This is a genomic window from Shinella sp. H4-D48, from assembly GCF_022637395.1.
Classification (GTDB): Bacteria; Pseudomonadota; Alphaproteobacteria; order Rhizobiales; family Rhizobiaceae; genus Shinella; species Shinella sedimenti.
Map to the genome: position 1 here is coordinate 959,330 of NZ_CP093337.1, position 24,729 is coordinate 984,058.

25 protein-coding genes are annotated in these 24,729 nt (G+C 63.0%); 11 read left to right on the forward strand and 14 right to left on the reverse strand.

The window, feature by feature from the left end; genetic code table 11:
- Positions 1–111 precede the first annotated feature (111 nt).
- The 3 genes from MNR02_RS04565 (at position 112) to der (ending at position 2,939) form a co-directional block, all read left to right on the forward strand.
- Entirely contained in the window at positions 112–696 is a 585-nt protein-coding gene (locus tag MNR02_RS04565) for an NnrU family protein (RefSeq protein ID WP_241948244.1), read from the forward strand.
- Between the two features lie 101 nt (positions 697–797).
- On the forward strand, positions 798–1,469 hold the full coding sequence (locus MNR02_RS04570; RefSeq protein ID WP_241948245.1) for a tetratricopeptide repeat protein: 672 nt from the start codon (positions 798–800) through the stop codon (positions 1,467–1,469).
- Between the two features lie 36 nt (positions 1,470–1,505).
- Positions 1,506–2,939: a ribosome biogenesis GTPase Der gene (der, locus tag MNR02_RS04575; protein ID WP_241948246.1), complete on the forward strand. Its 1,434-nt coding sequence runs from the start codon at positions 1,506–1,508 to the stop codon at positions 2,937–2,939.
- On the opposite strand, the gene MNR02_RS04580 is transcribed toward der, so the two are convergent.
- From MNR02_RS04580 to MNR02_RS04595, 4 genes are all read right to left on the reverse strand, one after another.
- A complete protein-coding gene (locus MNR02_RS04580; RefSeq protein ID WP_241948247.1) occupies positions 2,890–3,747 on the reverse strand; it encodes an AraC family transcriptional regulator in 858 nt (285 codons plus the stop codon). The genes der and MNR02_RS04580 overlap by 50 nt on opposite strands.
- 65 nt (positions 3,748–3,812) lie before the next feature.
- On the reverse strand, positions 3,813–4,364 hold the full coding sequence (locus tag MNR02_RS04585) for a YbhB/YbcL family Raf kinase inhibitor-like protein (RefSeq protein ID WP_241948248.1): 552 nt from the start codon (positions 4,362–4,364) through the stop codon (positions 3,813–3,815).
- A 97-nt stretch (positions 4,365–4,461) separates the two neighbouring features.
- Complete coding sequence (locus tag MNR02_RS04590; RefSeq protein ID WP_241597935.1) at positions 4,462–5,376, reverse strand: sugar kinase; 915 nt, start codon at positions 5,374–5,376, stop codon at positions 4,462–4,464.
- Between the two features lie 16 nt (positions 5,377–5,392).
- Positions 5,393–6,397 carry an Ldh family oxidoreductase gene (locus MNR02_RS04595; protein WP_241597936.1) on the reverse strand — a complete coding sequence of 335 codons (1,005 nt, stop codon included), beginning with the start codon at positions 6,395–6,397 and terminating at the stop codon, positions 5,393–5,395.
- A gap of 160 nt (positions 6,398–6,557) precedes the next feature.
- Between MNR02_RS04595 and MNR02_RS04600 the strand changes: the two genes are divergently transcribed.
- Positions 6,558–8,201, forward strand: a complete 1,644-nt coding sequence (locus tag MNR02_RS04600; protein ID WP_241948249.1) for an alpha-glucosidase — start codon at positions 6,558–6,560, stop codon at positions 8,199–8,201.
- Positions 8,202–8,463: 262 nt separating this feature from the next.
- Here MNR02_RS04600 and MNR02_RS04610 read toward each other — a convergent pair whose 3' ends face one another.
- From MNR02_RS04610 to MNR02_RS04655, 10 genes are all read right to left on the reverse strand, one after another.
- Positions 8,464–8,664 carry a hypothetical protein gene (locus MNR02_RS04610; protein ID WP_241948251.1) on the reverse strand — a complete coding sequence of 67 codons (201 nt, stop codon included), beginning with the start codon at positions 8,662–8,664 and terminating at the stop codon, positions 8,464–8,466.
- Positions 8,665–8,737: 73 nt separating this feature from the next.
- A complete protein-coding gene (ade, locus tag MNR02_RS04615) occupies positions 8,738–10,432 on the reverse strand; it encodes an adenine deaminase (RefSeq protein WP_241948252.1) in 1,695 nt (564 codons plus the stop codon).
- 74 nt (positions 10,433–10,506) lie between these two features.
- Positions 10,507–11,376 carry an aldose 1-epimerase family protein gene (locus MNR02_RS04620; RefSeq protein WP_241948253.1) on the reverse strand — a complete coding sequence of 290 codons (870 nt, stop codon included), beginning with the start codon at positions 11,374–11,376 and terminating at the stop codon, positions 10,507–10,509.
- A gap of 166 nt (positions 11,377–11,542) precedes the next feature.
- Positions 11,543–12,316 carry a DMT family transporter gene (locus tag MNR02_RS04625; protein ID WP_241948254.1) on the reverse strand — a complete coding sequence of 258 codons (774 nt, stop codon included), beginning with the start codon at positions 12,314–12,316 and terminating at the stop codon, positions 11,543–11,545.
- A gap of 123 nt (positions 12,317–12,439) precedes the next feature.
- Positions 12,440–13,765 carry an aspartate aminotransferase family protein gene (locus MNR02_RS04630; protein ID WP_241948255.1) on the reverse strand — a complete coding sequence of 442 codons (1,326 nt, stop codon included), beginning with the start codon at positions 13,763–13,765 and terminating at the stop codon, positions 12,440–12,442.
- A 185-nt stretch (positions 13,766–13,950) separates the two neighbouring features.
- Complete coding sequence (locus MNR02_RS04635) at positions 13,951–14,280, reverse strand: helix-turn-helix transcriptional regulator (protein WP_134646930.1); 330 nt, start codon at positions 14,278–14,280, stop codon at positions 13,951–13,953.
- A gap of 189 nt (positions 14,281–14,469) precedes the next feature.
- A complete protein-coding gene (locus MNR02_RS04640) occupies positions 14,470–15,234 on the reverse strand; it encodes a HugZ family protein (RefSeq protein ID WP_241948256.1) in 765 nt (254 codons plus the stop codon).
- Between the two features lie 77 nt (positions 15,235–15,311).
- The gene (gene choV / locus MNR02_RS04645) at positions 15,312–16,352 is read right to left on the reverse strand and encodes a choline ABC transporter ATP-binding protein (RefSeq protein ID WP_241948257.1); all 1,041 of its coding nucleotides are present in this window, start codon (positions 16,350–16,352) and stop codon (positions 15,312–15,314) included.
- A complete protein-coding gene (gene choW, locus MNR02_RS04650) occupies positions 16,349–17,221 on the reverse strand; it encodes a choline ABC transporter permease subunit (protein ID WP_241948258.1) in 873 nt (290 codons plus the stop codon). The genes choV and choW overlap by 4 nt, the downstream gene beginning before the upstream one ends.
- A gap of 147 nt (positions 17,222–17,368) precedes the next feature.
- Positions 17,369–18,328, reverse strand: coding sequence for a choline ABC transporter substrate-binding protein (locus MNR02_RS04655; RefSeq protein WP_241597961.1), 960 nt, complete (start codon positions 18,326–18,328; stop codon positions 17,369–17,371).
- Between the two features lie 229 nt (positions 18,329–18,557).
- Here MNR02_RS04655 and MNR02_RS04660 point away from each other — a divergent pair, with 229 nt between their 5' ends.
- The 7 genes from MNR02_RS04660 (at position 18,558) to MNR02_RS04690 (ending at position 24,724) form a co-directional block, all read left to right on the forward strand.
- Complete coding sequence (locus MNR02_RS04660) at positions 18,558–19,145, forward strand: thymidine kinase (RefSeq protein ID WP_241948259.1); 588 nt, start codon at positions 18,558–18,560, stop codon at positions 19,143–19,145.
- A 28-nt stretch (positions 19,146–19,173) separates the two neighbouring features.
- Complete coding sequence (locus MNR02_RS04665) at positions 19,174–19,548, forward strand: cytochrome c family protein (RefSeq protein WP_241597965.1); 375 nt, start codon at positions 19,174–19,176, stop codon at positions 19,546–19,548.
- Between the two features lie 172 nt (positions 19,549–19,720).
- Positions 19,721–20,809 (forward strand): hypothetical protein, encoded by a 1,089-nt coding sequence (locus MNR02_RS04670; RefSeq protein WP_134646944.1) that lies wholly within the window; start codon positions 19,721–19,723, stop codon positions 20,807–20,809.
- A gap of 250 nt (positions 20,810–21,059) precedes the next feature.
- On the forward strand, positions 21,060–22,208 hold the full coding sequence (locus tag MNR02_RS04675) for a hypothetical protein (RefSeq protein WP_241948260.1): 1,149 nt from the start codon (positions 21,060–21,062) through the stop codon (positions 22,206–22,208).
- A 49-nt stretch (positions 22,209–22,257) separates the two neighbouring features.
- On the forward strand, positions 22,258–24,168 hold the full coding sequence (locus MNR02_RS04680; protein ID WP_241948261.1) for an AAA family ATPase: 1,911 nt from the start codon (positions 22,258–22,260) through the stop codon (positions 24,166–24,168).
- A gap of 69 nt (positions 24,169–24,237) precedes the next feature.
- Positions 24,238–24,471: a DUF6290 family protein gene (locus tag MNR02_RS04685; protein WP_241948262.1), complete on the forward strand. Its 234-nt coding sequence runs from the start codon at positions 24,238–24,240 to the stop codon at positions 24,469–24,471.
- Positions 24,455–24,724 carry a type II toxin-antitoxin system RelE/ParE family toxin gene (locus tag MNR02_RS04690; protein WP_241948263.1) on the forward strand — a complete coding sequence of 90 codons (270 nt, stop codon included), beginning with the start codon at positions 24,455–24,457 and terminating at the stop codon, positions 24,722–24,724. Before MNR02_RS04685 ends, MNR02_RS04690 begins: the two co-directional genes overlap by 17 nt.
- Positions 24,725–24,729: the final 5 nt, after the last annotated feature.

Genomic DNA, 24,729 nt, shown 5'->3' on the forward strand with positions numbered 1-24,729 from the left:
GTCATCGATTGTGAATGCGGCAATCCTTTGATCGGGCTGGCATTATCGTTCCGTGACGGATATTCCTGCGCAAACGGCCCTGCGGCCGGAAGTTCTTCAAGGGGCATTATCATGACGCTGCTCGTCGCCGGTCTCGTTCTCTTCATCGCCACGCATCTGCTGAGGCCCATCGCGCCCGGGCTGCGCAATTCCGCCATCGCAGCGCTCGGCAAGCCGGGTTGGATGGCCCTGCATGGCATCGCCTCGCTCGTAAGCCTTGCGCTCATCGCCTACGGTTTTGTCCAGGCGCGCGAGAATGGCGGGGAGATGCTCTATTTCCCGCCGAAATTCCTATCGCATATCGCGCTGACGCTGATGCTGATCGCCTCGATCTGTCTCGTCGCCGGGTTTCTCCCGGCCGGCCATATCCGCACAAAGCTGAAGTTTCCGATCCTCGTCGCGATCAAGATCTGGGCGCTGGCGCATCTTCTGGCCAACGGCGAGAGCTATTCCGTGCTGCTCTTCGTGACCATTCTCGCCTGGGCGGTGATCCTGCGCATCACTTTGAAGAAGCGCATCGCCAATGGCGAGACGAAACTGCCGGTCTTCGTGTCGGCCAAATACGATGCGATTTCCGTCGTCATCGGCCTCGCGCTCTACCTCGTGATCCTCTTCAAGCTTCACGAATGGTTGATTGGCGTCGCGCCGCTGCCGTGATCGGGGGCTGAACCGGCGCTTTTCGCGCCTGCCCCCTTACAACGCGGCCAAAATGGAGTAGAAGGCGCGAACTCCAATCGTCAGCAAGAGCCGGGCAGGGAATGGTAAATCAGGACGACAGCTTTATCCGCGAGGTGAATGAGGAACTGCGCTCGGACCAGATGCGTCTGGTCTGGAAGCGTTTCGGACGCATTCTCATCGGCATTGCCGTACTGGTCGTTCTCGGCACAATCGGCAAGGTGAGCTACGAATACTGGCGGGATTCGGAAGCATCCGCGGCCGGCGACGAGTTCCTGGCCGCGCTGACACTTGCCCGCGACGGCAAGAAGGACGAGGCGCTTGCAGCCCTCGGCAAGCTCGAGAAGGAAGGCTTCGGCTCCTATCCCGTGCTCGCCCGCATGCGCTCGGCCTCGCTTCTGGCCGAAACGGATGCGCAGGGCGCCGTCAACGCCTTCACCGCCATCGCCAAGGATACATCCGTGCCGCAGCCGGTGCGCGATGCCGCCCGCCTGCGCGCCGCCTATCTTCTGGTCGACACCGGAACCTACGAGCAGGTTTCCGCTGAAGTCGAGCAGCTGACCACGCCGCAGAGCGCCACGCGCCACTCCGCGCGCGAGGTTCTCGGCCTGTCCGCCTACAAGCATGGGGATTACGCACGCGCCAAGGAATGGTTCGACGCGATCCTCAACGACAACGAGACGCCGCGCAACGTCGCCAACCGTGCGCAGATGCTGCTTGACCTGATTACGGCAAGCGGCAAGCTGTCCTCCTGATCCGGCTTTCGCCGGACACCGAAACGGAATTGATCCATGAGCTTCACCGTCGCCATTGTCGGACGCCCGAATGTCGGCAAGTCCACCCTGTTCAACAGGCTCGTGGGCAAGAAGCTTGCGCTGGTCGACGATACCCCCGGCGTGACGCGTGACCGCCGGCCGGGCGACGCCCGTCTCATCGACCTGAAATTCCGCATCGTCGACACGGCGGGTCTCGAAGAGGCCGCACCCGAAACGCTGCAGGGCCGCATGCGCGCCCAGACGGAAGCCGCCATCGACGAGGCCGACCTGTCGCTCTTCGTCGTGGATGCCAAGATGGGGCTGACGCCCGTCGACCAGGCGCTCGCCGAAATGCTGCGCAAGAAGGGCAAGCCCGTCGTGCTCGTCGCCAACAAGTCGGAAGCCCGCGGCTCCGACGGCGGTTTCTATGACGCGTTCACGCTGGGGCTTGGCGAGCCGACGCCGATTTCGGCCGAACACGGCCAGGGCATGCTCGACCTGCGCGACGCGATCGTCGCCGCCATCGGCGAGGAGCGGGCCTATCCGGAAGAGGACGAGGCCGTCACCAATATCGACCTGCGCGCGGAAGCCGCCGAGCAGGGCATCGAGCGCGACGACGACTACGAGCCGGAATATGACGAGACGAAGCCGCTGCGCGTGGCCATCGTCGGTCGGCCGAATGCCGGCAAGTCGACGCTGATCAACCGCTTCCTCGGCGAAGACCGGCTGCTGACCGGCCCGGAGGCGGGCATCACGCGCGATTCCATCTCCGTCGACTGGAGCTGGAACGACCGGACGATCAAGATGTTCGACACGGCCGGCATGCGGCGCAAGGCGCGCGTGCAGGAGAAACTGGAGAAGCTATCGGTTGCCGACGGCCTGCGCGCCATCCGCTTCGCGGAGACCGTCGTCATCGTCTTCGATTCGACCATTCCCTTCGAAAAGCAGGATTTGCAGATCGTCGACCTCGTATTGCGCGAGGGCCGCGCAGCCGTGCTTGCTTTCAACAAGTGGGACCTGATCGACGACCCGCAGGCGGTGCTGGCGGATCTGCGCGAGAAGACGGACCGGCTGCTGCCGCAGGCGCGCGGTATCCGCGCGGTTCCCGTTTCCGGCCAGACCGGCCGCGGCCTCGACAAGCTGATGCAGGCCGTGATCGACACGGATCGCACCTGGAACCGCCGCATCTCTACTGCCAAGCTCAACCGCTGGCTGGATGCGCAGCAGACGCAGCATCCGCCGCCGGCCGTCTCGGGCCGGCGCCTGAAGCTGAAATACATGACGCAGGTGAAGGCCCGCCCGCCGGGCTTCATGATCTCCTGCACGCGTCCCGATGCCGTGCCGGAATCCTATATCCGCTACCTCACCAATGGTCTGCGCAACGATTTCAACATGCCGGGCGTGCCGATCCGCATCCACTTCAGGGCAACGGACAATCCGTATGCCTCGAAGGCGAAGAAGAGGCGCTGATTTTCGGGTCAGGTCTGATGTGCCCGCGGATCGCGCTTGGCGCAAAACCGAAGCGCGCGCGAAACCGCACGGCAAAACGGGATTGCGATTCGTAGCCGACCGCCTCCGCGATGCGCAGGATCGAAAGGTCAGTGGATTGCAGGAGCTGCATGGCGATCGACATACGCACATCGATCAGCAGCGACTGCAGTGACCAGTTTTCCGCCGCGAGCTTGCGCCGCAAGGTTGCCTCGCTGACGCCAGTGAGGTGGCAGAGCCGCATGCTCGTCCAGTCCCCGTTCGGTTCATTCGAGATGAGGTCGCGTACGCGGTCGCTGAAGCCGGGCGGTCTTGGTGGAGCAAAACGCCCACCGGCCAGATCGAGCCAGAGCAGGAGTTCGTCGAGACGGTGTCGGGCAATCTCGACCGGGATGCCGCCCGGCTCGGTGATCGCCTGCGCGCAATCGGCGAAGGCATCATGGAACCGCTTGTGGGGGCCGTGGATCGGGAAAGCGCGGGGGAAAGGCCGGCCTTGCCCAGACTTGGCGGCGAAGGCGCCCACGGTATCCGGCTCGAAGGCGATCCAGCGCGCTTCATAGGCGTGCTCGCCCTCGGACGCGTTCACCACATCGAAGGTCTCGCCCTGGGCAAGCGCGATGCACCCGCCGGCCGGCACCACCCATTCCTCCTCGCCGCTGCGCAGTATCTTCGTGCCGCGCTCGACCAGGATAAGGACCGGGCGATTGATCAGGATATTGGCATAGCGCAGCCGGTTATACTGCACGATGCGTGCGGAAGCGCCGACATCAGGGCGTATGGCGATGCTCATCCGGTTCATCCTTGTTCCTGCCCGAGCCTAGCCTTTCGCGGCCGGGCCGGGCAAGACGTCGGCCATCAGCGCTTGCCCTTGGCGGAAATGGTCGCTGTCGCAAGCGCATTCATATTGCTCACGAAGCCGACCATGGCGGGCGTCGCATTGTCGGGCACCGGCAGTCTGTCGATCCCGAGCGCTTTCACGGTGATGGTGTAATCGTGCTCCGGTCCTTCCGGCGGGCAGGCGCCGAGGAAGCCGGGTGCCCCCATATCCGTCGGGGTCATGCGTGCACCCTCCGGTATCCCGGCTTTGCCGTTGCCGGCGCCGGCCGGGAGCGAGGTTGCGTCCGCCGGCAGGTCCACCACGACCCAATGCCACCAGCCGGAGCCCGTCGGGGCATCCTTGTCATAGATCGTCACCACGAAACTCCTCGTGCCCTCAGGCGCGTTGGACCAGTGGATATCGGGTGAGAGATTTTGCCCTGTGCAGCCCATGATGTCGGAGAACTGGGCCGGCTGGACCTGCCCGGAGGCGAAGGCCCTGCTGGTCACGGTGAAATCGGCCGCATGGGCGGCAAGGGGGCAAAAGGAGAGGGCAGCGATGAAGGTCGCCATGCAGCGGGATATGGTCATGGTCTTTTCCTGTGTACCTTGGAGACAGGAAAAGTGTAGGCGCAGACTCCATCCGCGTCGGTGCACGGCCGATCGATTTTGGCGCCGATCCGATCAATCAGGCTTCCGGCAGCTTGTCCCTGGCCACCAGTGCGCCGTGATGCTGGATGACGGCGGCGGCGACGTTTGCGGCAAACCGCGCGGCGTCCTGCGGGCTCGCACCCGTGGCGAGGCGGGCGAGAAAAGCGCCGTTGAAGCTGTCACCGGCGCTCGTCGTGTCGATGATCGTCTCGACCTTCGCGGACGGGGCGTGGCTGCGCTCCTCGCCGAAGACCAGCGTCGCGCCCTCGGCGCCATCCTTCACCACCAGGTCGGCCACGCCGAGCGCGCGATAGCGGGCGATGGTCTCTTCCAGCCCGGCATCGCCGAAATGGGTCGTTTCGTCGTCCAGGCTCGGCATGACGAGGGTGGCGGCGCGTGCGCCTTCGGTGATCGTGTCGCGCATGCGCGCGGCATCGTCCCATAGCCGGGGGCGGATATTGGGATCGAAGGCGATGCGCTTGCCGGTGGCCTTCGCGCGGCGCAACTCGGCCAGCAGCGTTTCCACATCTTCCGGCGGCAGGATCGCCAGCGTTATGCCAGAGAAGACGAGGAGGTCAGACGCATCCATCGCCGCGCGCAGACGATCGCCGTCACGCGCCAGCAGCCTGGCGGCAGAAGCGGAGCGCCAGTAGGAGAAGCTGCGCTCGCCATCCTTCAGATGGATCATGTAGAGGCCGGGCGAGCGGCCCTCGATTTGGGCAACATGCTCGGTGCCGATGCCGTGGCCCTGCATGAAGGCGAGCATTTCGTCGGAAATCGTGTCCGTTCCGACGGCGGAGAGGTAGTCGACGCTCCAGTCCGATGGGAGGTACTGGCGGGCATAATAGGCAGTGTTGAAGGTATCGCCGGCATAGCCTTTGCGCAGCAGCCCGCCTTCCGCCTGCATCAGTTCCACCATGCATTCGCCGATTGCAAGCAGCCGCCCTGTCATGCCCTGTTCCTCCCGCCTAATTGCGCCGGAAAGAGGAAATACTGTCAAAGAGTTGGCGCGGCAAGACGATGCCCGCGCTTTCGGCGGCCTGTTGCCGCGAAAGGCGATCGAGACCGGGCACATGGACACCGTAATCGCGGGAAAGCCGTTCCGCCTGCGCCTCGAGCCGTGCGGTGAAATCATCGGCCAGAAGTTGCGGCGACAAGGCCAGCACGAAGAGGCCGGCACCGGGCGAAGCGTCACCCGCCTGGAAATCCGGCGCGTCGAGCGACCAGTTCGCGCCGGTCATTCCCGCGGCGAGGATTTCGACCATCAGGGCGATGTTGGCGCCACGTGCCCCGCCGAAGGCAAGCAGCGCGCCCTGCATGGCGGCGAAGGGATCGGTCGTCGGGCTGCCGTCCTGATCGAGCGCCCAGTCGTCCGGGATCGGCTCACCGCGCGCTGCGGCCTCGCGCACCTTCACGAAGGCGGTGGCGCTGGAGGACTGGTCCATCAGCACGAACCGGCCATCGGCAAGCGGTGCGGCGAAGGCCAGCGGATTGGTGGAATAGACAGGCTGGGTGGCGCCGGCGCCGGCGAGCAGGGCCGGCCCGTTCGTCGCGGCGATGGCGACCAGGCCCTCCGCCGCGAGGCGTGCGGCATACCAGCCGAGTTCGCCCGTCGTGTAGCTGTTGTGCGCGGTGAAGATGGAGACGCCGAGTGCTTTCGCCTTTGTGACGAGCTCCTCGCAGGCCATGTCGAAACCATATTGCGCCACGCCGCCCATGACGTCGCATTTCAGGATGGCGGGCACGGGAGACGTGATGAGGGGCTCGGCGCGCCCATCGATACGGCCATCGACGAGGGCGTGGAGATAATCGGTGAGGTGGGCAAAGCCGACCGCACCCTTGCCGGCGGCTTCGGCATCCACGCTCGCGCGGGCAAGGGCAGCTGCCGCCGCCTCGACCATGCCGACACGCATCAGCGCGGTTTTCGCAAGCACAAAGGCTTCATCTGGCAAAAGGGTGACGTCAGCTGTCATGCGGTCAACCTGTCCTGGGAATTTCGTCTTGGGATCCGGGGTATCATCAAGACCTGCTGCCGCTTCGTCAACCTGCGAAAAATCCCGCCGCGCGCCGTTTACCCTCCACCGGGCGCGCGCTACATCTTGGCCGAACGCAAACCAACCGGAGCGAGAATGCATGACCAAGCCCCGTAAGAAGGCCGACGATTGGTGGCGCGGCGCGGTGATCTATCAGGTCTATCCGCGCTCGTTTCAGGACACGACCGGGGATGGGATGGGGGATCTGCGCGGCATCACCCGGCGGCTCGGGCACATCGCTTCGCTCGGCGTCGACGCCATCTGGCTGTCGCCCTTCTTCAAGTCGCCGATGGCCGACATGGGCTATGACGTCTCGGATTATTGCGATGTCGATCCGATGTTCGGCACGCTCGCCGATTTCGACGCCATGCTGGCGGAGGCGCACCGCCTCGGCATGAAGGTCATTATCGACCAGGTGATCTCGCACACATCTGACCAGCATCCGTGGTTCATCGAAAGCCGCGCGAGCCGGGACAACCCCAAGGCGGACTGGTATGTCTGGGCCGACCCCAAGCGCGACGGCACCGCGCCCAACAACTGGCTGTCGATCTTCGGCGGGCCGGGCTGGGAATGGGACGGTGTGCGCAAGCAATATTACATGCACAACTTCCTGACCTCGCAGCCGGATCTGAACTTCCACAATCCGGATGTGCAGGATGCGCTCTTGAAGACCGTGCGCTTTTGGCTCGACCGCGGCATCGACGGCTTCCGGCTCGACACGGTGAACTTCTATTTCCACGACAGGAAGCTGCGCGACAACCCGCCGCACGAGCCCGACCCTGAAGAGATCGGTTTGGATGCGCCCGACGTGAACCCCTACGGCATGCAGTCGCATCGCTATGACAAGACGCAGCCGGAGAACATCGATTTCCTCAAGCGTTTTCGCGCGCTGCTCGACGAGTATTCCGGGCGTATGACGGTGGGCGAGGTCGGCGACGGTGCGCGCTCGCTGAAGACGGTTGCCGACTATACCGGTGGCGGCGACAAGCTCAACATGTGCTACACGTTCGACCTGCTCGGCCCGGATTTCACCGCCGAGCATATCCGTAAGTGCGTGCAGGCCTTCCAGCGCGCGGTGACCGACGGCTGGGTCTGCTGGGCCTTCTCCAATCACGACGTCAACCGTCATGTCAGCCGCTTCATCAAGGGGCCGGAGGAGCGCGAGCGGGTGGCCAAGCTAGCAATTACGCTGCTGTCGACGCTGCGCGGTTCGATCTGCCTCTACCAGGGCGAGGAGCTTGGGCTGACAGAAGCCGACCTTGCCTTCGAGGACCTGCGCGATCCCTACGGCATTCGCTTCTGGCCGGCATTCAAGGGGCGTGACGGATGCCGCACACCTATGCCCTGGCAGCATGGCGAGGCGCATGCCGGTTTCAGCACGGCCAAGCCCTGGCTCCCGGTGCCGGAGGACCATGCGCGCCACGCCGTCGACACACAGGAAAAGATCGCGGGATCCGTTCTCAACCACTATCGCGCGACACTCGCCTTCCGCAAGGCGCACGACCTGCTGCACGACGGCGACATGGCCTTTGTGCATTCCAACCAGGACATTCTCGCCTTTACGCGCGAAAAGGGAGGCGAGAAGCTGCTCTTCGTCTTCAACCTGACGCGCGAGAAGGCCGAATTCGTGCCGGCGAAATCGCTCAAGCTCGGCCAGCCGGTCTCCGTTCCGGGCTTCGGCGCGAAGCTGAAGGACGGCACGATCGAGCTGGACGGGCTGGATATGGCGTGTGTGCGGGTTTAGCTTTTTCGCCCTACCAGGCGGTCGTAGTCGGCATGAGAGCCTATCCAGAACCAGACAAGCGTGTCTGTCCTATGATCCTGCGCCGCAAGGGCGCGCCAGGAAAGGCCGACGCGGACTGACCACAGGCGTCCCACCGGCTTCAGCTGCAGGGACGGGTGCGCAGGGTTGGCTTTCAACAGTGTAAAATTTTTGTCGGCCTGCTCACGGATATGGGACGGCAACGCTTCGTAACATGCCCAGAACGCCTCCGTGGCATGATGTTTCAAAGCGGGCGGGTCCTGTTGTTGCGAAAATCGGACAGGGCACGTTCGGCAAGTTCGTCCAGGACGCCTTTGCCGGCGTCCTCAACCAAATCCCGATCCCAGCGTTGGGCCTGAAGTGCTTCGAACCAGGCGGAGAAACGGTCGAATTCGTCGGGGCTCAGCTCTGCGACGCTCTTCTCGATCTGTTCCAGTTTCATCATGCCATGCTCCTTTCGTACCGAATGTACGAGTTTCGTACATATTGTACGAGAAAAACCAGCCAAAGGGCAAACGTCACCCGATCAGCATGAACCGGTCCACGTCCACCATACCGCGGTCGGAGATCTTCAGATGGGGAATGACGGGGAGCGGCAGGAAGGCTAGCTGGAGGAAGGGTTCTTCCAGCGTTGCACCAAGCGCGAAGGCGGCCTGGCGGAGGTGGTGCAGGGTGTCGCGCACACTCTCATAAGGCTCGAGGCTCATCAGGCCGGCGACGGGCAGGGCGATCTCGCCGGTGACCTCGCCATTCTCCACCACGACGAAGCCGCCCTTGATCTCGCCAAGCCGGTTTGCGGCGCGCGCCATGTCGTCTTCATCGACGCCGACCACGCAGATATTGTGGCTGTCATGGCCGACCGTCGAGGCAATAGCGCCCTTCTTCAGGCCGAAGCCCTGCACGAAGCCGTTGGCATGGTTGCCGTTCTTGCCGTGGCGCTCGATGACGGCGACCTTGATGATGTCCTGCGCCAGATCGACGGTCGTCTGGTTGCCTTTAGCGGGCAGGCGGTAGCGCCGGTGTTCCGTGATGATCTTGCCCGGCAGCACGCCGATGACAGGTGTCTCGGCGTCGGTGGCGGGCACGGCGAAATGGGCGGCCTCCACGGGCCGCGCCTTGACGCTGTCCAGCCCGACGGGCTCCACGGCAGAGCGCGTGGCGAAGAGGGCGTCGTCCACCGGCCGGCCGGCGGAAAACACCATCTTGGCCTTGCAGCTTTCCAGCGTGTCGATGACGACGAGGTCGGCGCGCCAGCCGGGTGCGACGAGGCCGCGGTCGTTGAGGCCGAAGGCCTTGGCAGCGGAAATGGAGGCCGCACGGTAGACGGCAAGCGGCGCCCGGCCATGCGCGATCGCGGTGCGGATCATGTAATCGAGATGGCCCTGCTCGGCGATGTCGAGCGGATTGCGGTCGTCCGTGCAGAGCGCAAGGAAGGGCGACAGGCGTTCCGTCATGATCGGCAGCAGTGCCAGCAGATCCTTGGAGACGGAACCCTCGCGAATGAGGATGTGCATGCCCTTGCGGATCTTCTCCAGCGCTTCCTCGGCGGTGGTGCATTCATGCTCGGTGCGGATGCCGGCGGAAAGGTAGCCGTTGAGGTCATTGCCCAGAAGCAGCGGTGCGTGCCCATCGATATGGCCGCCCTGGAACGCCTCCAGCTTGGCAAGGCAGATCGGATCCTTGTGGATGACGCCAGGGAAATTCATGAATTCGGCGAGGCCGATGACCTTGGGATGATCACGGAACGGCAGCAGCCGCTCGACGGGCAGATCGGCGCCTGAAGTTTCCAGATGCGTCGCGGGCACACAGCTCGACAGCTGCACACGGATATCCATGATCGTCTGCATGGCGCTGTCGAGGAAGAACTGGATACCTTCCGTGCCGAGCACATTGGCGATCTCGTGCGGATCGCAGATCACCGTCGTGACGCCGTAAGGCAGCACGCAGCGATCGAATTCGTGCGGTGTGACGAGCGATGATTCGATGTGCAGGTGCGTGTCGATGAAACCCGGCACGACGATGCGGCCGGTGATGTCGATTTCCGTCCTGCCCTTGTAGGTGCCGCAGGTGCCGACGATGCGGTCACCGCAGATCGCGATGTCGGACGCCACGAGTTCGCCTGTCACCAGATCGAAGAACTGTCCGCCCTTCAGGACGATATCGGCCGGCTCGCGGCCTGTTCCCTGGTCGATGATGCGTTCCAAGTCGGTCATGGCGGGTCTCCTGAATCCTTTTCTGCGACTCTAGCGGGGTGGGCGCCGGAGGGAAGGGCCGGGCGGGTAAAACCTCAGGCGGAAAAGGTCACCGAGAAGGCGAAACGCTTCGCTTCGCCGCTTTCCAGCACGCTGGTATAGGGCCGGTCCTTCAGTTCGGGCGAAGCGCCGCATTCCGCCGCCGTGCCGTGCCAGGGTTCGACACAGAGGAAGGGCGCGCCGGGCTTCGTCCACAGCGCGAGGTTCGGCAGGTTGTCGAAACGGAAGGCGAGGGATGGACCGTCTTCGGCGGCGTAGACGAGGCTATCGCCGGCTCCCTCGGGAAAGACCAAAGCGTCGTTGGCAAACAGTTCATGTGCGAGCACGAGGCGCCCTCGCTCAAAGGGGGATGGCGTGCGGTTCGTGGAGAGAAGGCCGTTTTCCAGCGGTTGGCGCAGCGGCTCGCCGCCATTTGCAAGCGTCACCGTATGCGGCTTGCCCTCCGCTCCCGGCAGTGGCCAGGAGAAAGCGGGATGATAGCCGAAGCCGAAGGGCATCGGCGCGCTGCCCCGGTTTTCAACCGTGCTGGTCACCGTCAACGTGCGATCATCAAGGCTGTGCTCGACCGTGAGACGGAAATCGAACGGATAGACGGCGCGGGTCTCGTCGGAGGCCTCCAGAACATAACGGCATGCGGTGGCCGATCTCGTTTCGATCGTGAACTCCCGTCGCCGGGCAAAGCCGTGCTGGGCCATGGGATAGGGATTGCCGTCGATCGCCAGCGTATCGTTCGGCGCCTTGCCGACGATGGGAAACAGCACCGGGGAGCGGCCCGTCCAGAAGGCGGCGTCGCCGTTCCACAGCCACCTCCCGCCATCCGCGGACGTTATGGACTGCATCTCGGCGCCGAGGGAAGAAATGTCGACGGTGAGGAAAGCGTTCTCGATACGGGTGTTCGTCGGCATCGAATCTCCTTTTGCGGAAAGCCGGCCTTACTGTAGCGCAAATCTCATCGCCGCGTCTCGCGCAGGGCGCGTTGCCGGCCGATCTGCAACATCGCGATGCTGGTGAGCACAAGGATAATGGCGGCGATTTCCAGTGTGCCGACCGTCTCGCCGGCCGCCCAGCCGATCAGCAGAGCGACGTTCGGCGTGATGTATGTCGCGCCCGAGCGGCCACGGCGCCCAGCTCCTGTAACAGATAATAGTAGATCAGGAAGGCCATGCCCGTGCCGAGAATGCCGAGCCCGATGGCTACACCCGCGGCCGCGTGCCAGTCGCCTAGGATGGCCGTGATGCCCGATCGGTCGGTGACGGCGAGCAACACGAGCAGGGCAAGTCCCGTCTGCCATGTGGCGAGTGCCAGCGGCGGCAGCTCATGGGGCGAGAGGAAGCGGCGCACATAGACATAGGAGAGACCGAGGATGCCCGTGGCGGCGAGCATCCACAGCACGCCGTCGATATCGATGCTGCCGCCCGCGCGCTCCCAGGGCCGGGCAATCAGGACGATGCCGGCAAAACCTGTCACCACACCGGCAAGCATCAGCGCATTGGGTCTTTCCGTTCGTAGAAAAAGAAGCGTGGCGATGGTGGTGAAGAGCGAAATCGATCCGCCGAGAACACCTGCAATGCCGGACGGCAGGCGCGCGGTGCCTTCCGCGATCGCGAAATAATAGAAAGCCGTCGCCAGCACCGCCATGACGAGAAAATGTGGCAGATGCCGTATCTGCTCCCTGGGGATCACGCCGCGCTGCCAAGCGACGGCTGCGAGCGGAAGGAAGCCGAAGAATACCCGCAGCAGCGTGATCTGCGCGGGCGTGATGAGCTCCGACGCCCATTTCATGTAGATGAAATTCGATCCCCAGAAGAGGCCGAGCAGGACAAAAGCCAGATGGATCGATCGCATGGACTTTCTCCCACCATGCGGGGAGCCGACCCGGATCACGGTACGGAGATGATGCGGCCCGCCGCGCCGTCCCTATGGGACCGGCGCGACGGGAAATCACCTGTATGCGACCTGCAGGTCGCCTCAGATGTTGTCTTGAAGCACGTCGCGCAGCTTGCCGAACAGCTCGTCGATATGGTGTTTCTCGATGATCAGCGGCGGCGATAGCGCGATGATGTCGCCTGTCGTGCGTATGAGCAGGCCCTGCTCATAGGCCTTGAGGAAGGCGTTAAAGGCGCGCTTGGTGGGCTCGCCCGCGATGGGCGAAAGCTCGATGGCGCCGATCAGGCCGACATTTCTGATGTCGATGACGTTGGGGCAATCCTTCAGAGAATGCAGGCCGTCTTCCCAGTAGGAGGCGAGTTCGCTGGCGCGCGTCAGCAGGCCCTCTTCCTTGTAGGTATCGAGCGTGCCGAGTGCGGCCGCACAGGCGATCGGGTTGCCCGAATAGGTGTAGCCGTGGAAGAACTCGATCATGTGCTCCGGGCCGCTCATGAACGTGTCATGGATCTCGGAGGTCACGAAGACGGCGCCCATCGGGATCACGCCGTTGGTGAGGCCCTTCGCCGTGGTGATGATATCGGGCTTCACGTCGAAATACTGCGCGGCGAAGGGTGCGCCGAGGCGGCCGAAACCGGTGATGACTTCGTCGAAGATGAGCAGGATGCCGTGCTGCGTGCAGATATCGCGCAGCTTCTGGAGGTAGCCCTTCGGCGGGATGAGAACGCCGGTGGAGCCGGCGACCGGCTCGACGATGACGGCCGCGATGGTGGAGGCGTCATGCAGGGTGATGATGCGCTGCAATTCGCTGGCGATGTCGCCGCCATGCTCCGGCTCACCGCGCGAAAACGCGTTCTTGTCGGGGAAATGCGTGTGCGGCATGTGATCGACGCCGGTCAGCAGCGTGCCGAACATCTTGCGGTTGGAGACGATGCCGCCGACGGAGATACCGCCGAAATTGACACCGTGATAGCCGCGTTCACGGCCGACAAGGCGGAAGCGCGAGCCGTCGCCCTTGGCGCGATGATAGGCCAAAGCCACTTTCAGCGCCGTTTCGACCGATTCGGAACCGGAATTGGTGTAGAGGACGTGGTTCATGCCCTCGGGCGCGATGTCCACCAGGCGGTTGGCAAGTTCGAAGGCCTTGGGATGGCCGAGCTGGAAAGCGGGCGCATAGTCGAGCTCGCCTGCCTGTTCGCGGATCGCCTCGGTGATCTTGGGGCGGCAGTGGCCGGCATTCACGCACCACAGGCCAGCGGTGCCATCCAGCACCTGACGACCGTCGTGCGTCGTGTAATACATGTCCTTGGCGCCGACGAAGAGGCGCGGCTCCTTCTTGAACTGCCGGTTTGCCGTGAACGGCATCCAGAAGGCACGCAGATCGTTGGGGGTGTTCAGGCGGTTGGACATGCGGTTCTCCATGGTCCGTGAAGTGCCGGGCCCAAAGGGCTATGCCGGCCGGCAAATGCTTCGAGATTTTTACCCCGTGGTCAAACTATCAACGCGCCGGCTACCGTCAAGGCGTTGCGGGATTGCGCACAAGCAAACGCCCCGGACTTTCGGCCGAGGCGTGAAGAGACGATTGGTCTGGTGTCTCAGGCGATGCGCAGCTTCTTTTCCGCGCCCGGCGCGGCGTAGATGCGGTCCAGCGAATCGAGGATCGTGAGAACGGCTGCGGACTTGCTGGAATAGTAGATGGTCTGGGCGTCGCGGCGGGTGGTGACGAGGTTCTGCGCGCGCAGTTTGGACAGGTGCTGCGAAAGCGCCGACTGGCTGAGGCCGACCTTGGTTGCGAGCGCGCCAACGGCGATTTCGCCGCCGACCAGAACCCGCAGAATCAATAACCTTTTGGGGTTGGCCATAGCGGACAGGAAGTCGGATGCAACTTCGGCCTGCGCATGTTCAGCCTCAGAAATCTTATCCATTTGAAAACTCCTCTGGGCGTTTCCGCTTCAAATCATGACGTTTTAAGTTAATGCGCTTGTAAGCATATAAACAAAACCTCCTGCATCAAGGGCAAGAAATGGGGGTAGGAATACACGCATAGCGCTAATATGACTGCCATATTCAAGTCTTGATGCCAAGAGAGTTGCTGAGGAAGCCGTTGGCGCGGGTCAGGCGGGTTGGCGCGCCTCCCGCAGCAGACGGGCCAGTTCACCGCGAAGCGCGTCGGCATCTGTCAGCTCATGCGGGAATTCGAGGCGCTTCAACTGGTCTCCGCTCGCGAGATCGACACCGGCGGCATCAAGGCCGACAATGCGCCAATTCCCCTCTTTAGCGCCGCAATAATGGGCTGCGTAGAGGCCTGCGGCTTCCGCATGGTCGCTGTTCATGTGGTCGATCGCGCCTTGCTCCATGGCTGCGAGGGCGGCGCGGGTCGGCGAGCGAATCAGCAGATCGTCCGCCGTCAGCACGAAGGCCTTGCCGAAGCCGCCGTTGAGAAGGGCGCGCTGTGGGACAAGGCGGAAGAAGGCGAAATCGGGAAAATCGATATAGAGTTTCGCTTTAGGATGGCGGCGGATGAAGCGTTCGCGAAGTGCCACGCGGGCTTCACTTTCGCGTGATACTTCCTCGGCCTCGCAAAGCACTGTGAGGCGGGCATAGGCGAGCGGATCTCCCTTGCCGGGTTCGCCCGCCAGCAGGGAGGCGCGCGGATCGGCGCGCAGCGCCGTGGTGTGAACGGAAAGCGCCGAAACGAGGATGACCGGCGTGCCGTCCGTGTCGGTGCCCGTCAGCGTGCGGCTGGCGAAGGGCGCGCCAGTCTCCGGCTCGAGCACGGCCAGCGCGCAGGAGCGGGCGGAGCGAAGCAGCGTGCGGGCGAGGTGGCGCGCCTCGTCGTCGGTTTCGCGCAAAACGCTGGGTTTGTCCTTCTCGGTCATGGTTCGGCTCCGTATCGGCAAGAAAAAGGCGGCGCCCCGGAGAGCGCCGCCCTGTCTAGACCGAAGCTAGCCGGTTGTCAGCCGCGTCGGCGGTGGCGCGTCAATCCGCCTATGATGTCCTGTGCGCTGATCGTGCCGACGACGGTGCCGTTCTCGACGACGCCGACATTGCCGGGCGTGCGCGCCATGGCGTCGAGCACATCGACCAGCGGCGTTTCCGGCGCGGTGGTGGCCGTGACGGTGCCGCTGTGCGAGGCGCCGGGCTGCATGACATCGTGCGCCGTCAGCATGTTGATCGGATTCATGTTCTGCACGAAATCCGCGACATACTGGTTGGCCGGGTTCTTTACGATCTCCTGCGGCGTGCCGCACTGGATGATGCGTCCGCCTTCCATGATGGCGATGCGGTTGCCGATGCGGAAGGCCTCATCCAGGTCATGGCTGACGAAGATGATGGTCTTCTTCAGCCGGCGCTGGAACTCCAGGAGTTCATCCTGCAGGCGGGTGCGGATCAGCGGGTCGAGCGCGGAGAACGGCTCGTCCATGAGCAGGATCGGCGCGCCCGTCGCAAACGCTCTCGCGAGGCCGACACGCTGCTGCATGCCGCCCGAAAGCTCGTTGACCTTGCGGTTCGCCCATTTGGTGAGGTTGACGAGTTCGAGTTGCTCGGCGACGCGGGCCTTGCGCTCGCTATCAGGCACGCCGGCAAGCTCCAGGCCGAAGCCGACATTGTCGGCAACCGTGCGCCAAGGCAGGAGCGCGAACTGCTGGAACACCATGGAGACGGTGTGCATGCGGAAGTCGCGCAGCGCCTTGGGCGTCGCCTTGTAGGGGGTCACCGCGCCGTTGCCGGCCTTGACCGCAACGTCGCCGCGCACGACGGGTGCAAGTCCGTTGACGGCGCGCAGCAGCGTCGACTTGCCCGAGCCGGACAGGCCCATCAGAACGAGGATTTCGCCCTCGTTTATCGACAGCGTGGCATCGGCCACGCCGAGCACCAGTCCGGTTTCGGCGCCGATCTCGTCGCGCGATTTGCCGGCATCGGCCAGAGCGAGCGCTCTCTGCGGATTGTCGCCGAAGATGATGGAAACGTTGTTGAAGACGACAGCGTCGGTCATTTGCCGTCTCCTTCATCAGCGGCGCGGAAGAGGCGATCGAGAATGATCGCGAGAATGACGATACACAGGCCCGCCTCGAAACCCATCGAGATGTTCACGGTGTTGAGGGCGCGTACGACGGGAACGCCAAGGCCCTTGGCGCCGACGAGGGCGGCGATGACCACCATCGACAGCGACAGCATGATTGTCTGCGTGAGGCCCGCCATGATCTGCGGCATGGCGAAGGGCAGCTCGACCTTGCGCAGCACCTGACCCGGCGTCGCGCCGAAGGCCTGTGCGGCTTCGACCAGCGCGGGCGGCGTGGAGATGATACCGAGGCGGGTGAGGCGGATCGGCGCGGGGATGGCGAAGATCACCGTCGCGATCAGGCCAGGCACCATGCCGAGGCCGAAAAGGATGAGAGCCGGGATCAGGTAGACGAAGGTCGGGATCGTCTGCATGAGATCGAGGATCGGCCGCAGGATGGAATAGAACCAGGGTCGGCGGGCGGCCGTGATGCCAAGCGGCACGCCGACGACCATGCTGACGCCGGTTGCGGCCAGAACGAGGGCCAGCGTTTCCGTGGTTTCCTTCCAGTAGCCCTGGTTCACGATGAGCAAGAGGCCCAAGAAGGTGAAGAGCGCCACTCCGACGGACCGGCGGAAATACCAGCTTGCGGCCGAGACGAGCAGGATGAGGGCGATGGAATAGCCGAATTTGCCGCCGGCGCTGGCGAACGGGCCCTGCAGCACATAGAGCACGGCATCGATGCCGGCCTGCAGGAAGACTTTCAGGAAATCAAACAGTCCCTTGCCGTTCGTCGTCAGCCAGCTGACAACCTCTTTGGCGATGGGGCCGATCGGAATTTTGGAAACGGTAAGCCAATCCACGAGAGTAGGTCCCTGGCTGGAGTGCGAATATTTGCAGCAAGGCGTCCGCAGGCGCAGGCGCAAAACCGCTCGGATATGTCTGAAGCTATCGCAGTATCCGGCGGCAAGAAGGGCGGGAAAGTTTCCTCCCCGCCCGATTCTTGTCTGTTAGAGACCAAGCGCGGTTTTGACCGCCGGCAGGGCCTCGCCGCTGCCGTCCTTCGTCGTGACGCCGGCGAGCCACGGCTCGATGGCGGCCGGGTTGGCCTTCAGCCATTCGGTTGCCGCGGCTTCCGGATCCTGACCGTCGTTCAGGATCTTGCCCATGATCTGGTTTTCCATTTCCAGCGAGAACTTGAGGTTCTGCAGGAATTTGCCGACATTCGGGCACTCGGTCGTGTAGCCCTTGCGAACGTTGGTGTAGATCGTCGCGCCGCCGAAGTTGGGGCCGAAGACGTCATCACCGCCGGTGAGGTAGGTCAGCTTGAAGTTGGCGTTCATCGGATGCGGCTCCCAGCCCAAGAAGACGACCGGCGTGCCGTCCTGCTCGGCGCGGGCGACTTCGGCCAGCATGCCCTGCTCGGAGGATTCAACCACTTCAAAGGCCGAAAGGTCGAACTTGTTGCCCGATACCATGTCAATGATCAGACGGTTGCCGTCATTGCCCGGCTCGATGCCGTAGATCTTGGAGCCCAGCTCGTCCTTGTGCTTGGCGATGTCGCCGAAATCCTTGATGCCGAGTTCGGCACCCTTGGCATTGGTCGCCAGCGTGTACTTGGCGCCCTCCAGGTTTTCGCGCACGGTCTCGACCGAGCCGTCCTCGCGGAAGGGCTTGATGTCGGCTTCCATCGTCGGCATCCAGTTGCCGAGGAAAACGTCGATGTCCTTGTTCGACAGCGAGGTGTAGGTGACGGGCACCGAAAGCACGGTGACTTCCGTCTCGTAGCCGAGGTTCTTGAGGATGGTCGTGGCGGTGGCGGTGGTCGCGGTGATGTCCGTCCAGCCGACATCCGAGAAACGGACCTTGCCACAGCTTTCGGCTTCGGCGGCGGATGCGCCGGCTACGCCCAGCGCGATGACGGAAACGGCGGCGGCAAGCAGGGTCTTGAATGGCGATGCAGAGTTCATTTTATGGCTCCCCTTATAACTGGTGTATTAGAAAATCATCAAAACAATGGGCTTTCAAGCCGTCTGAACTAGCCGGAAGCCCCTGAAAGGTCCAATAAATTTCGGGCCTGTTCGCAATTTAACACATCTATGTCGCACCGGATGGGCCCCCGTGTTTTCTGTGGTTTTCAGCCGTTTGCGGCTGGAAAATCGCCCCCCGACGGGCCATGAGGCGGGGACGGAGAAAATCATGGCCAAACTCTATTTCAGCTATGCGACGATGAATGCGGGCAAGTCGACCCTGCTGCTTCAGGCGTCCTACAACTACCGCGAACGCGGCATGCGCGCGGCGATCTTCATCGCCTCCTTCGACGACCGCGCCGGTGCCGGCCGCATCTCCTCACGCATCGGCCTTTCCGCCGACGCCATCGCATTCGACCAGAGCGACGATCTCTATCGCCATATCGAGGAGCTGAGTGGCAACGGCGAGGGGCCGATTGCCTGCGTCTTCGTCGATGAGGCGCAGTTCCTGACGGAGGAACAGGTCTGGCAGCTCGCCCGCGTGGCCGACCGGCTGCATGTCCCCGTCATGGCCTACGGCCTGCGCACGGATTTCCAGGGCAAGCTGTTTCCCGGTTCGAAGGCGCTGCTCGCCATAGCCGACGAAATGCGCGAGGTTCGCACCATCTGCCATTGCGGGCGCAAGGCCACGATGGTGGTGCGGCTCGGCGCCGACGGCGAGGTGGCGAAATCGGGCGCGCAGGTGGAAATCGGCGGCAATGACAAATATGTATCCTACTGCCGCCGGCATTGGGACGACATAATGAATACCGACTGAGGTTCGGCGCCGGCAAAGGAGCCCCGCGATGAAGCCGCTTGCCGCACTGGCCGCCTTGCTCTGTCTTGTCACCCCGGCCTTCGCGGACGGGGACGCTGCCGCCGGTGCCGCGGTCTTCCGCAAATGCCAGGCCTGCCACTCCATCGAACCGGTCAACCGCGTGGGGCCGACGCTGGCCAGCATCGTGGGCCGGCCCGTCGCGTCCGTTGCGGATTATACGTATTCGCCCGCCATGAAGGCTTTCGCCGAGGGCGGCAAGGTTTGGGACGAAGCACTTCTGGCCGAATACCTCATGGCGCCCAAGGCGATGGTGCCTGGCACGCGCATGACGTTTGCCGGATTGCGCAAGGCGGAGGAGATCGCAAATCTCATTGCGTTCCTGAAGGCGGCCCCGGCCCCCTAGCGGGCGCTGAAAAATTTCCCGCGCAGCCTTGCGGCGCGTCCCGCCTGTCCCACATGTTCTGCGGGAAAACACGCAGGCAGGTTCCTATCTGTCTGAAATCGTATAGTGTTGCGCCGGAATAAATCGGGGGGCGAAGACGTCTGCCGTGGAGAGCTCAAGGGGATAGAGGCATATGGCCACACTTCAGAACTTCGATACGGAAATTGAGAAAACCCGCTCGGTCGTCGACCAGATGCGCGGCAAGCTGGAGCAGTCCGGCATCGTGCTGGAGCAATTCGCCAAGGCGGATACCAAGCTCGGCGACGTCAATTTCGATATCGAGAACGCCCGCATTCAGGACGTCATCAACCAGCAGAAGGTCATGGAAGGCAACATCGCCGACCTCATCATCGGGCTGGAGGATGCGACCAACATCTTCGGCACCGAATTCGAGAGCATGAAGAGCTATACGGGCTACGAAAAGTTCATCGGCATGTTCTCCAAGCAGAAGATGCAGCGCATGCGCACCGACCGTGTGCGCAACATGTCGCTTGCCGGCAACCTGCAGGAACTGCTCGCCAAGTCCGACACGATCGTCGGCATCCTCAAGGAGCAGAAGTCGATCCTCGAGCAGCGCTACAAGACTTCCGAGGCCAGCCTGATCAGCGTGATCGAGCGCCGCAAGGGCACGATGACCAATCTGGAGGCCACCCAGAAGCGTATCGAGGAACTGAACCCGCTGCTGATGGACCTCGAAAACCGCATCGCCGCCTCCACGGACCAGCGCGCCCGCACGGATCTCGAAGGCGAGCGCTCGGCGCTGGCGACCGAGTACAACCAGATGCAGGCGAAGGAGCAGGAGCTTCTGGCCGAAAGCCAGACGCTGGAGCGCTACACCTCGATGTTCCAGACCTTCGTGGATTCGCTCAACAACCAGATCGCCGCCCAGAACACGCTGATCAACAAGCTGACTATCGATACCGAGCAGCGCATCGTGCTCTACAAGGCGCTGGAAGACTCGCTGAAGACGGCTGCCCAGCAGGACGTGGCGCACAAGATCAACACGCTCGGCTCGCAGGTCGATACGGCCGCCGAGGAAACCATGGCCGGCATCGGCTCCGCTTCGCAGCGCCATATCGGCGACCTCCTGGAGATGCACGAGAAGAACATGCTGGCGACGCAGGACATCCAGCGCCGCAAGAAACTTGCCGACGACGCCTTCGCCCGCCGGTTCCAGGCCGTCATGGACAAGCACAACGCCGCGAACTACGTGAAGTCGTGATGGTTTCAGGCATGGGATTACGGGGCGCGGTGACACCCCCCTCTGCCCTGCCGGGCATCTCCCCCACAAGGGGGGAGATCGGCAGTTCGCGCGGTCCGCGTCTCGATCGTGACGTCACAAAAGTGTCAGCGGTCGACGTCAAGGAAGGGCAGGTCGTTCACCCCATCCCATCTCCCCCCTTGTGGGGGAGATGCCCGGCAGGGCAGAGGGGGGTGTTTTCCGCCTTCACGAGCAATGGGGCACACCCCCAATGAACGCGCCAGCCGACAGCGCCATCGCGCAGTATTTTTCCACCATCCGATCCGCGCTCGGCGGTCTCGAGATCTTTCTCGGCGACCGCAATTCGCCGCTCTACCGCAATTCCGTGGTGGGCGAGGTGATCATGCCCTATCTCGCGCGGCTGAAGGCGTCCTTTGCCTGCTGGGAGAACCGCATCGGCTTCGTCGACCAGTTCCGCGTGTCGCGGGCCGAAAGCGGATTCCCGGTGTTCCAGAACGTGCTGGAACTGGAAAACGACCGGCAGAGCGCGGAAAAACGGCTTTCCTCCATGCCGAATGCCGACCAGCTGCGCACGGAAATGGCGGATTTCATTCTTCGCCAGAAGGCGTTCCCGAGCGATCTGCAGGCCCGCATGGCCGAACGGCTCTATCTGGAGCAGATCGGCAAGGGCGACATCTTCTCGCCCTTCGTGCTGCCCGAGACCATTCGCGTCGCGGTCAATCCCAAGACCATGCGGCCCTACTACGTGGTGTGCTGGGGGGCGTTCGACGGCTCGGCGACGCTGCCGATGGTCTATATGGCGATGATCGAGGATTCGAGCGAAAACGTCGTGAAGATGCTCGTGACGAAGGACGGCAAGCTAAATCCGGATGTCGACATTCCGCTGCCGGTCGGCGGGCTGCTCAACCCGGAGCTTGCCAGCCGCTTCGACGATTTCGCCCTCAAGAACAGCGCCTATTCGCTGACGCCGGTGACGATCGCCACCAACCTCGACAAGGATTTCCCCACGCTGCATCCCAAGCAGCTGCGCCGCATCGTGCTGGGGCCGTTCTATTCGGCCGGCATCACAGAGAACAATGCGCGTATCAACGATATCCTCTCCAAGGTGCGCCGGCCGGAAAACGCCTGGCTTCTGACCTGGACGGTGCAGGAGGTGTTCTCAAAGGCCGAGCGCCCCGCCCAGAAGGGCTTCTGGAGCTCGACGCCGGCGCAGGAGGAATTCCACATCGAGACCAGCGATCTCGAAGCCACCCGCATGGGCGTCAGCGCCTATGAGAAACATGCGCTTGTGCCGCACGATGCCTATCAGGCGCTCTACGCCGCCGGGGAAACCGAAGGCATTTTCGGCGCCTACAAGGTGCATGTGATTTCAGGAAACCAGGTGATCAGCGAGGTTTGAGGCCAAATGGTCTCGGCCCGCATTCCCGGATTTTGCATAAGGATTCCCCATGAGCCTCAATGCCGGATTGACGACGATCCACGAAGACGACATCGCCAAACATCAGGCCGCCGCACAGAGCCTCGTTTCCAAGCTTGTGATCCTTGAAAGCGATGACGGCAAGAACGGAACCGCCCTTGCCGGTACCGGACGCCGTTTCGTCTCCACCGTCTCGACCGCCGGTGCGCGGCGCACGCGCGAGGTGGAGCTGGCAAGGACCATCCAGGCGGTGCGGGCCGGCGATCCGCTGCTGTCGCCGCAGCAGCACGCCGTGCTCTACCGCACGCGGCGCGGGCTTCAGGTCGCGCTTGCCGTGACGGATGCCTTTTCGCGCCAGACGAACCTTGAGGGTTTGCAATCACGCAATCTTGCCGCGCCGCTTTCCGGTGACGAGGCCAACCAGTTCAAGGCGCTGCTTGCGGCGTCCGCCTATATCGCTGCTTTCACCCTTGCCGCCTATCTCGGTGCCACATTGCCGGGCGAGGGGGAACCGGTGGAGGACGGCGGGGAGCCGGACTATCTGTTCGACACGCCACAGGATGCGCTGAAAAGCATGATCTCCGGGCTGGATCGTACACTTGCCGGCGCGCCTGATGACGCGGCCCTTGTCAGCCGTGCCCGTGCCTTTTCGCGCGTCGCCATCGAGGGGCTGATCTCGCGCCGCGCCCGTTTCACTGGGCTTGCCGGCTTCGAGAACGCGCATATCCGCATCGAGCAGGACGATTTCACGCTCTCCGGTTTCGACGTGGCGCCGGGCCAGAAGCGCAAGCCGCTTTCCATGACCTTCAAGAAGCCGAACGAGATCATCGGCAACCACATCGCCAAATATCAGGCGATGAAGCTCGCCAAGATGCTCGTCGCCTATGATTTCGAACGGCAGATGAACCCGTTCGTGGAACTCGGCGGCTTCCTCTTCACCTTCATCGGCGACGGCATGCCGGGCACCGGCAAGACGATCCTGATCCAGATGCTGGCCGGCCTCGTCAACGATTATTGCCAGACCGCCGGCTACGCCTTCCATTACGAGAATTTCGGCGTCGACCAGATCTCGTCCTATCAGGGCAAATCCGGCCAGAACTGCAAGGAGTTCGTGACCAACGTCATAAATCCGAAGGCGATCGGCTTCGGGACCATCGACGATGTCGACCAGGTCGCTGCCAAGCGCTCCGACGACCGGGCGTCCGCGGGTCAGCACGAGGTGACGGCGGTGCTGATGGAAAGCTTCGCCGGCGCCTCGACGGTGGTGCGCGGCAATTGCACCTTCGGCATGTTCTCCAACTATCCGGAGAATGTGGACGACGCGCTGCGCCAGCGCGCCGGCGCCCGCTGGCTGGTGGACGGGCCGCAGACCGAAGACGACTATATCGACATTTTCGCCATGCTGGTCGGCAAGAACCACTCGATCCCGCTTGGCGAGCACACGTTGTTCGAGGGGCAGGAGATCAAGCGCGCCGTCTCGACCTCCTACGGGCAGCACGCCAGGCCGCAGGAAGAGGGGTTGCTTGCCGTGTGGGAAGCGCATGAGAAGGAGCATGGCGCCATACGCTCGCTCGCCGATGTCGGTGCCTATCTTCACCGCATCAAGGTTGCCGAGCCGCGCTTCACCGGCCGCGCCATCAAGAACATCACCGACGCGATCAAGATGCGCGCGATGGACGTGGACCTGCCGGACGACTGGTTCGTGGATGCCGGCACTTTCATGCACAAGAGCTACGACGAGAAGAAGGCCATGATCGAGGAGCTGCGCGGCCCGATCTCGATGGACATGGTGCTGCAGGAGATCAACCGCTACGCCGACTCGGAATTCCGTTACACCGACAAATCCGACGACGCCGCCGTCTCCGACATCATCCGCCGCGAACGCCAGCGCGAGAAGGCGATCCGCGAAATGGAGAAGATGAAGGCCGAGGGGCGGTGGTAGCGGCTTTGTTGGAAAAGTCTTGGCACAGATGCTATATGTTAGGGATACATGTACCCCAAGGAGGATGGCATGGCGAGACAGACGGCAATCCGACTTCCTGACGAGACCTATGAGCGGCTGCAGGCGTTGGCCGCGCGGACTGGGCGCACAGCGACATATTACATTCGCGAGGCCATTGAACAGCATATCGAGGATCTCGAGGATATTTATCTCGCGGAGCAGGAACTTGAGCACGTGCGGCGTGGCGAAAGCCGTGTCTATTCTCTGAAGGAGGTTGAGGACGAGCTTGGCCTGGGCGATTGAGATCACCGAAGGGGCTAAGAAAGAGCTCGATAAACTCGGTCATGTCGAGGCAAAGCGCATTCTTAATTTTCTTGTCACGAAGCTTGCTTCCTCGGAAAATCCTCGCCTGCTGGGCAGCGCTTTGCAGGGCGCGCGGCTGGGAAGCTATTGGCGGTATCGCGTTGGCGACTATCGGATCATTTGTGACATCCAGGACAACAGGCTTGTCGTGGTTGTCGTTCGTGTAGGACATCGGCGTGAAATATATTCCTGAAGTTT

Excerpts from the sequence above, each read along its gene's own strand:
- MNR02_RS04565 (WP_241948244.1), top strand. The coding sequence starts at position 112 with ATGACGCTGCTCGTCGCCGGTCTCGTTCTCTTCATCGCCACGCATCTG.
- MNR02_RS04570 (WP_241948245.1), top strand. The coding sequence starts at position 798 with ATGGTAAATCAGGACGACAGCTTTATCCGCGAGGTGAATGAGGAACTG.
- der (WP_241948246.1), top strand. The coding sequence starts at position 1,506 with ATGAGCTTCACCGTCGCCATTGTCGGACGCCCGAATGTCGGCAAGTCC.
- MNR02_RS04580 (WP_241948247.1), bottom strand. The coding sequence starts at position 3,747 with ATGAGCATCGCCATACGCCCTGATGTCGGCGCTTCCGCACGCATCGTG.
- MNR02_RS04585 (WP_241948248.1), bottom strand. The coding sequence starts at position 4,364 with ATGACCATATCCCGCTGCATGGCGACCTTCATCGCTGCCCTCTCCTTT.
- MNR02_RS04590 (WP_241597935.1), bottom strand. The coding sequence starts at position 5,376 with ATGACAGGGCGGCTGCTTGCAATCGGCGAATGCATGGTGGAACTGATG.
- MNR02_RS04595 (WP_241597936.1), bottom strand. The coding sequence starts at position 6,397 with ATGACAGCTGACGTCACCCTTTTGCCAGATGAAGCCTTTGTGCTTGCG.
- MNR02_RS04600 (WP_241948249.1), top strand. The coding sequence starts at position 6,558 with ATGACCAAGCCCCGTAAGAAGGCCGACGATTGGTGGCGCGGCGCGGTG.
- MNR02_RS04610 (WP_241948251.1), bottom strand. The coding sequence starts at position 8,664 with ATGATGAAACTGGAACAGATCGAGAAGAGCGTCGCAGAGCTGAGCCCC.
- ade (WP_241948252.1), bottom strand. The coding sequence starts at position 10,432 with ATGACCGACTTGGAACGCATCATCGACCAGGGAACAGGCCGCGAGCCG.
- MNR02_RS04620 (WP_241948253.1), bottom strand. The coding sequence starts at position 11,376 with ATGCCGACGAACACCCGTATCGAGAACGCTTTCCTCACCGTCGACATT.
- MNR02_RS04625 (WP_241948254.1), bottom strand. The coding sequence starts at position 12,316 with ATGCGATCGATCCATCTGGCTTTTGTCCTGCTCGGCCTCTTCTGGGGA.
- MNR02_RS04630 (WP_241948255.1), bottom strand. The coding sequence starts at position 13,765 with ATGTCCAACCGCCTGAACACCCCCAACGATCTGCGTGCCTTCTGGATG.
- MNR02_RS04635 (WP_134646930.1), bottom strand. The coding sequence starts at position 14,280 with ATGGATAAGATTTCTGAGGCTGAACATGCGCAGGCCGAAGTTGCATCC.
- MNR02_RS04640 (WP_241948256.1), bottom strand. The coding sequence starts at position 15,234 with ATGACCGAGAAGGACAAACCCAGCGTTTTGCGCGAAACCGACGACGAG.
- choV (WP_241948257.1), bottom strand. The coding sequence starts at position 16,352 with ATGACCGACGCTGTCGTCTTCAACAACGTTTCCATCATCTTCGGCGAC.
- MNR02_RS04655 (WP_241597961.1), bottom strand. The coding sequence starts at position 18,328 with ATGAACTCTGCATCGCCATTCAAGACCCTGCTTGCCGCCGCCGTTTCC.
- MNR02_RS04660 (WP_241948259.1), top strand. The coding sequence starts at position 18,558 with ATGGCCAAACTCTATTTCAGCTATGCGACGATGAATGCGGGCAAGTCG.
- MNR02_RS04665 (WP_241597965.1), top strand. The coding sequence starts at position 19,174 with ATGAAGCCGCTTGCCGCACTGGCCGCCTTGCTCTGTCTTGTCACCCCG.
- MNR02_RS04670 (WP_134646944.1), top strand. The coding sequence starts at position 19,721 with ATGGCCACACTTCAGAACTTCGATACGGAAATTGAGAAAACCCGCTCG.
- MNR02_RS04675 (WP_241948260.1), top strand. The coding sequence starts at position 21,060 with ATGAACGCGCCAGCCGACAGCGCCATCGCGCAGTATTTTTCCACCATC.
- MNR02_RS04680 (WP_241948261.1), top strand. The coding sequence starts at position 22,258 with ATGAGCCTCAATGCCGGATTGACGACGATCCACGAAGACGACATCGCC.
- MNR02_RS04685 (WP_241948262.1), top strand. The coding sequence starts at position 24,238 with ATGGCGAGACAGACGGCAATCCGACTTCCTGACGAGACCTATGAGCGG.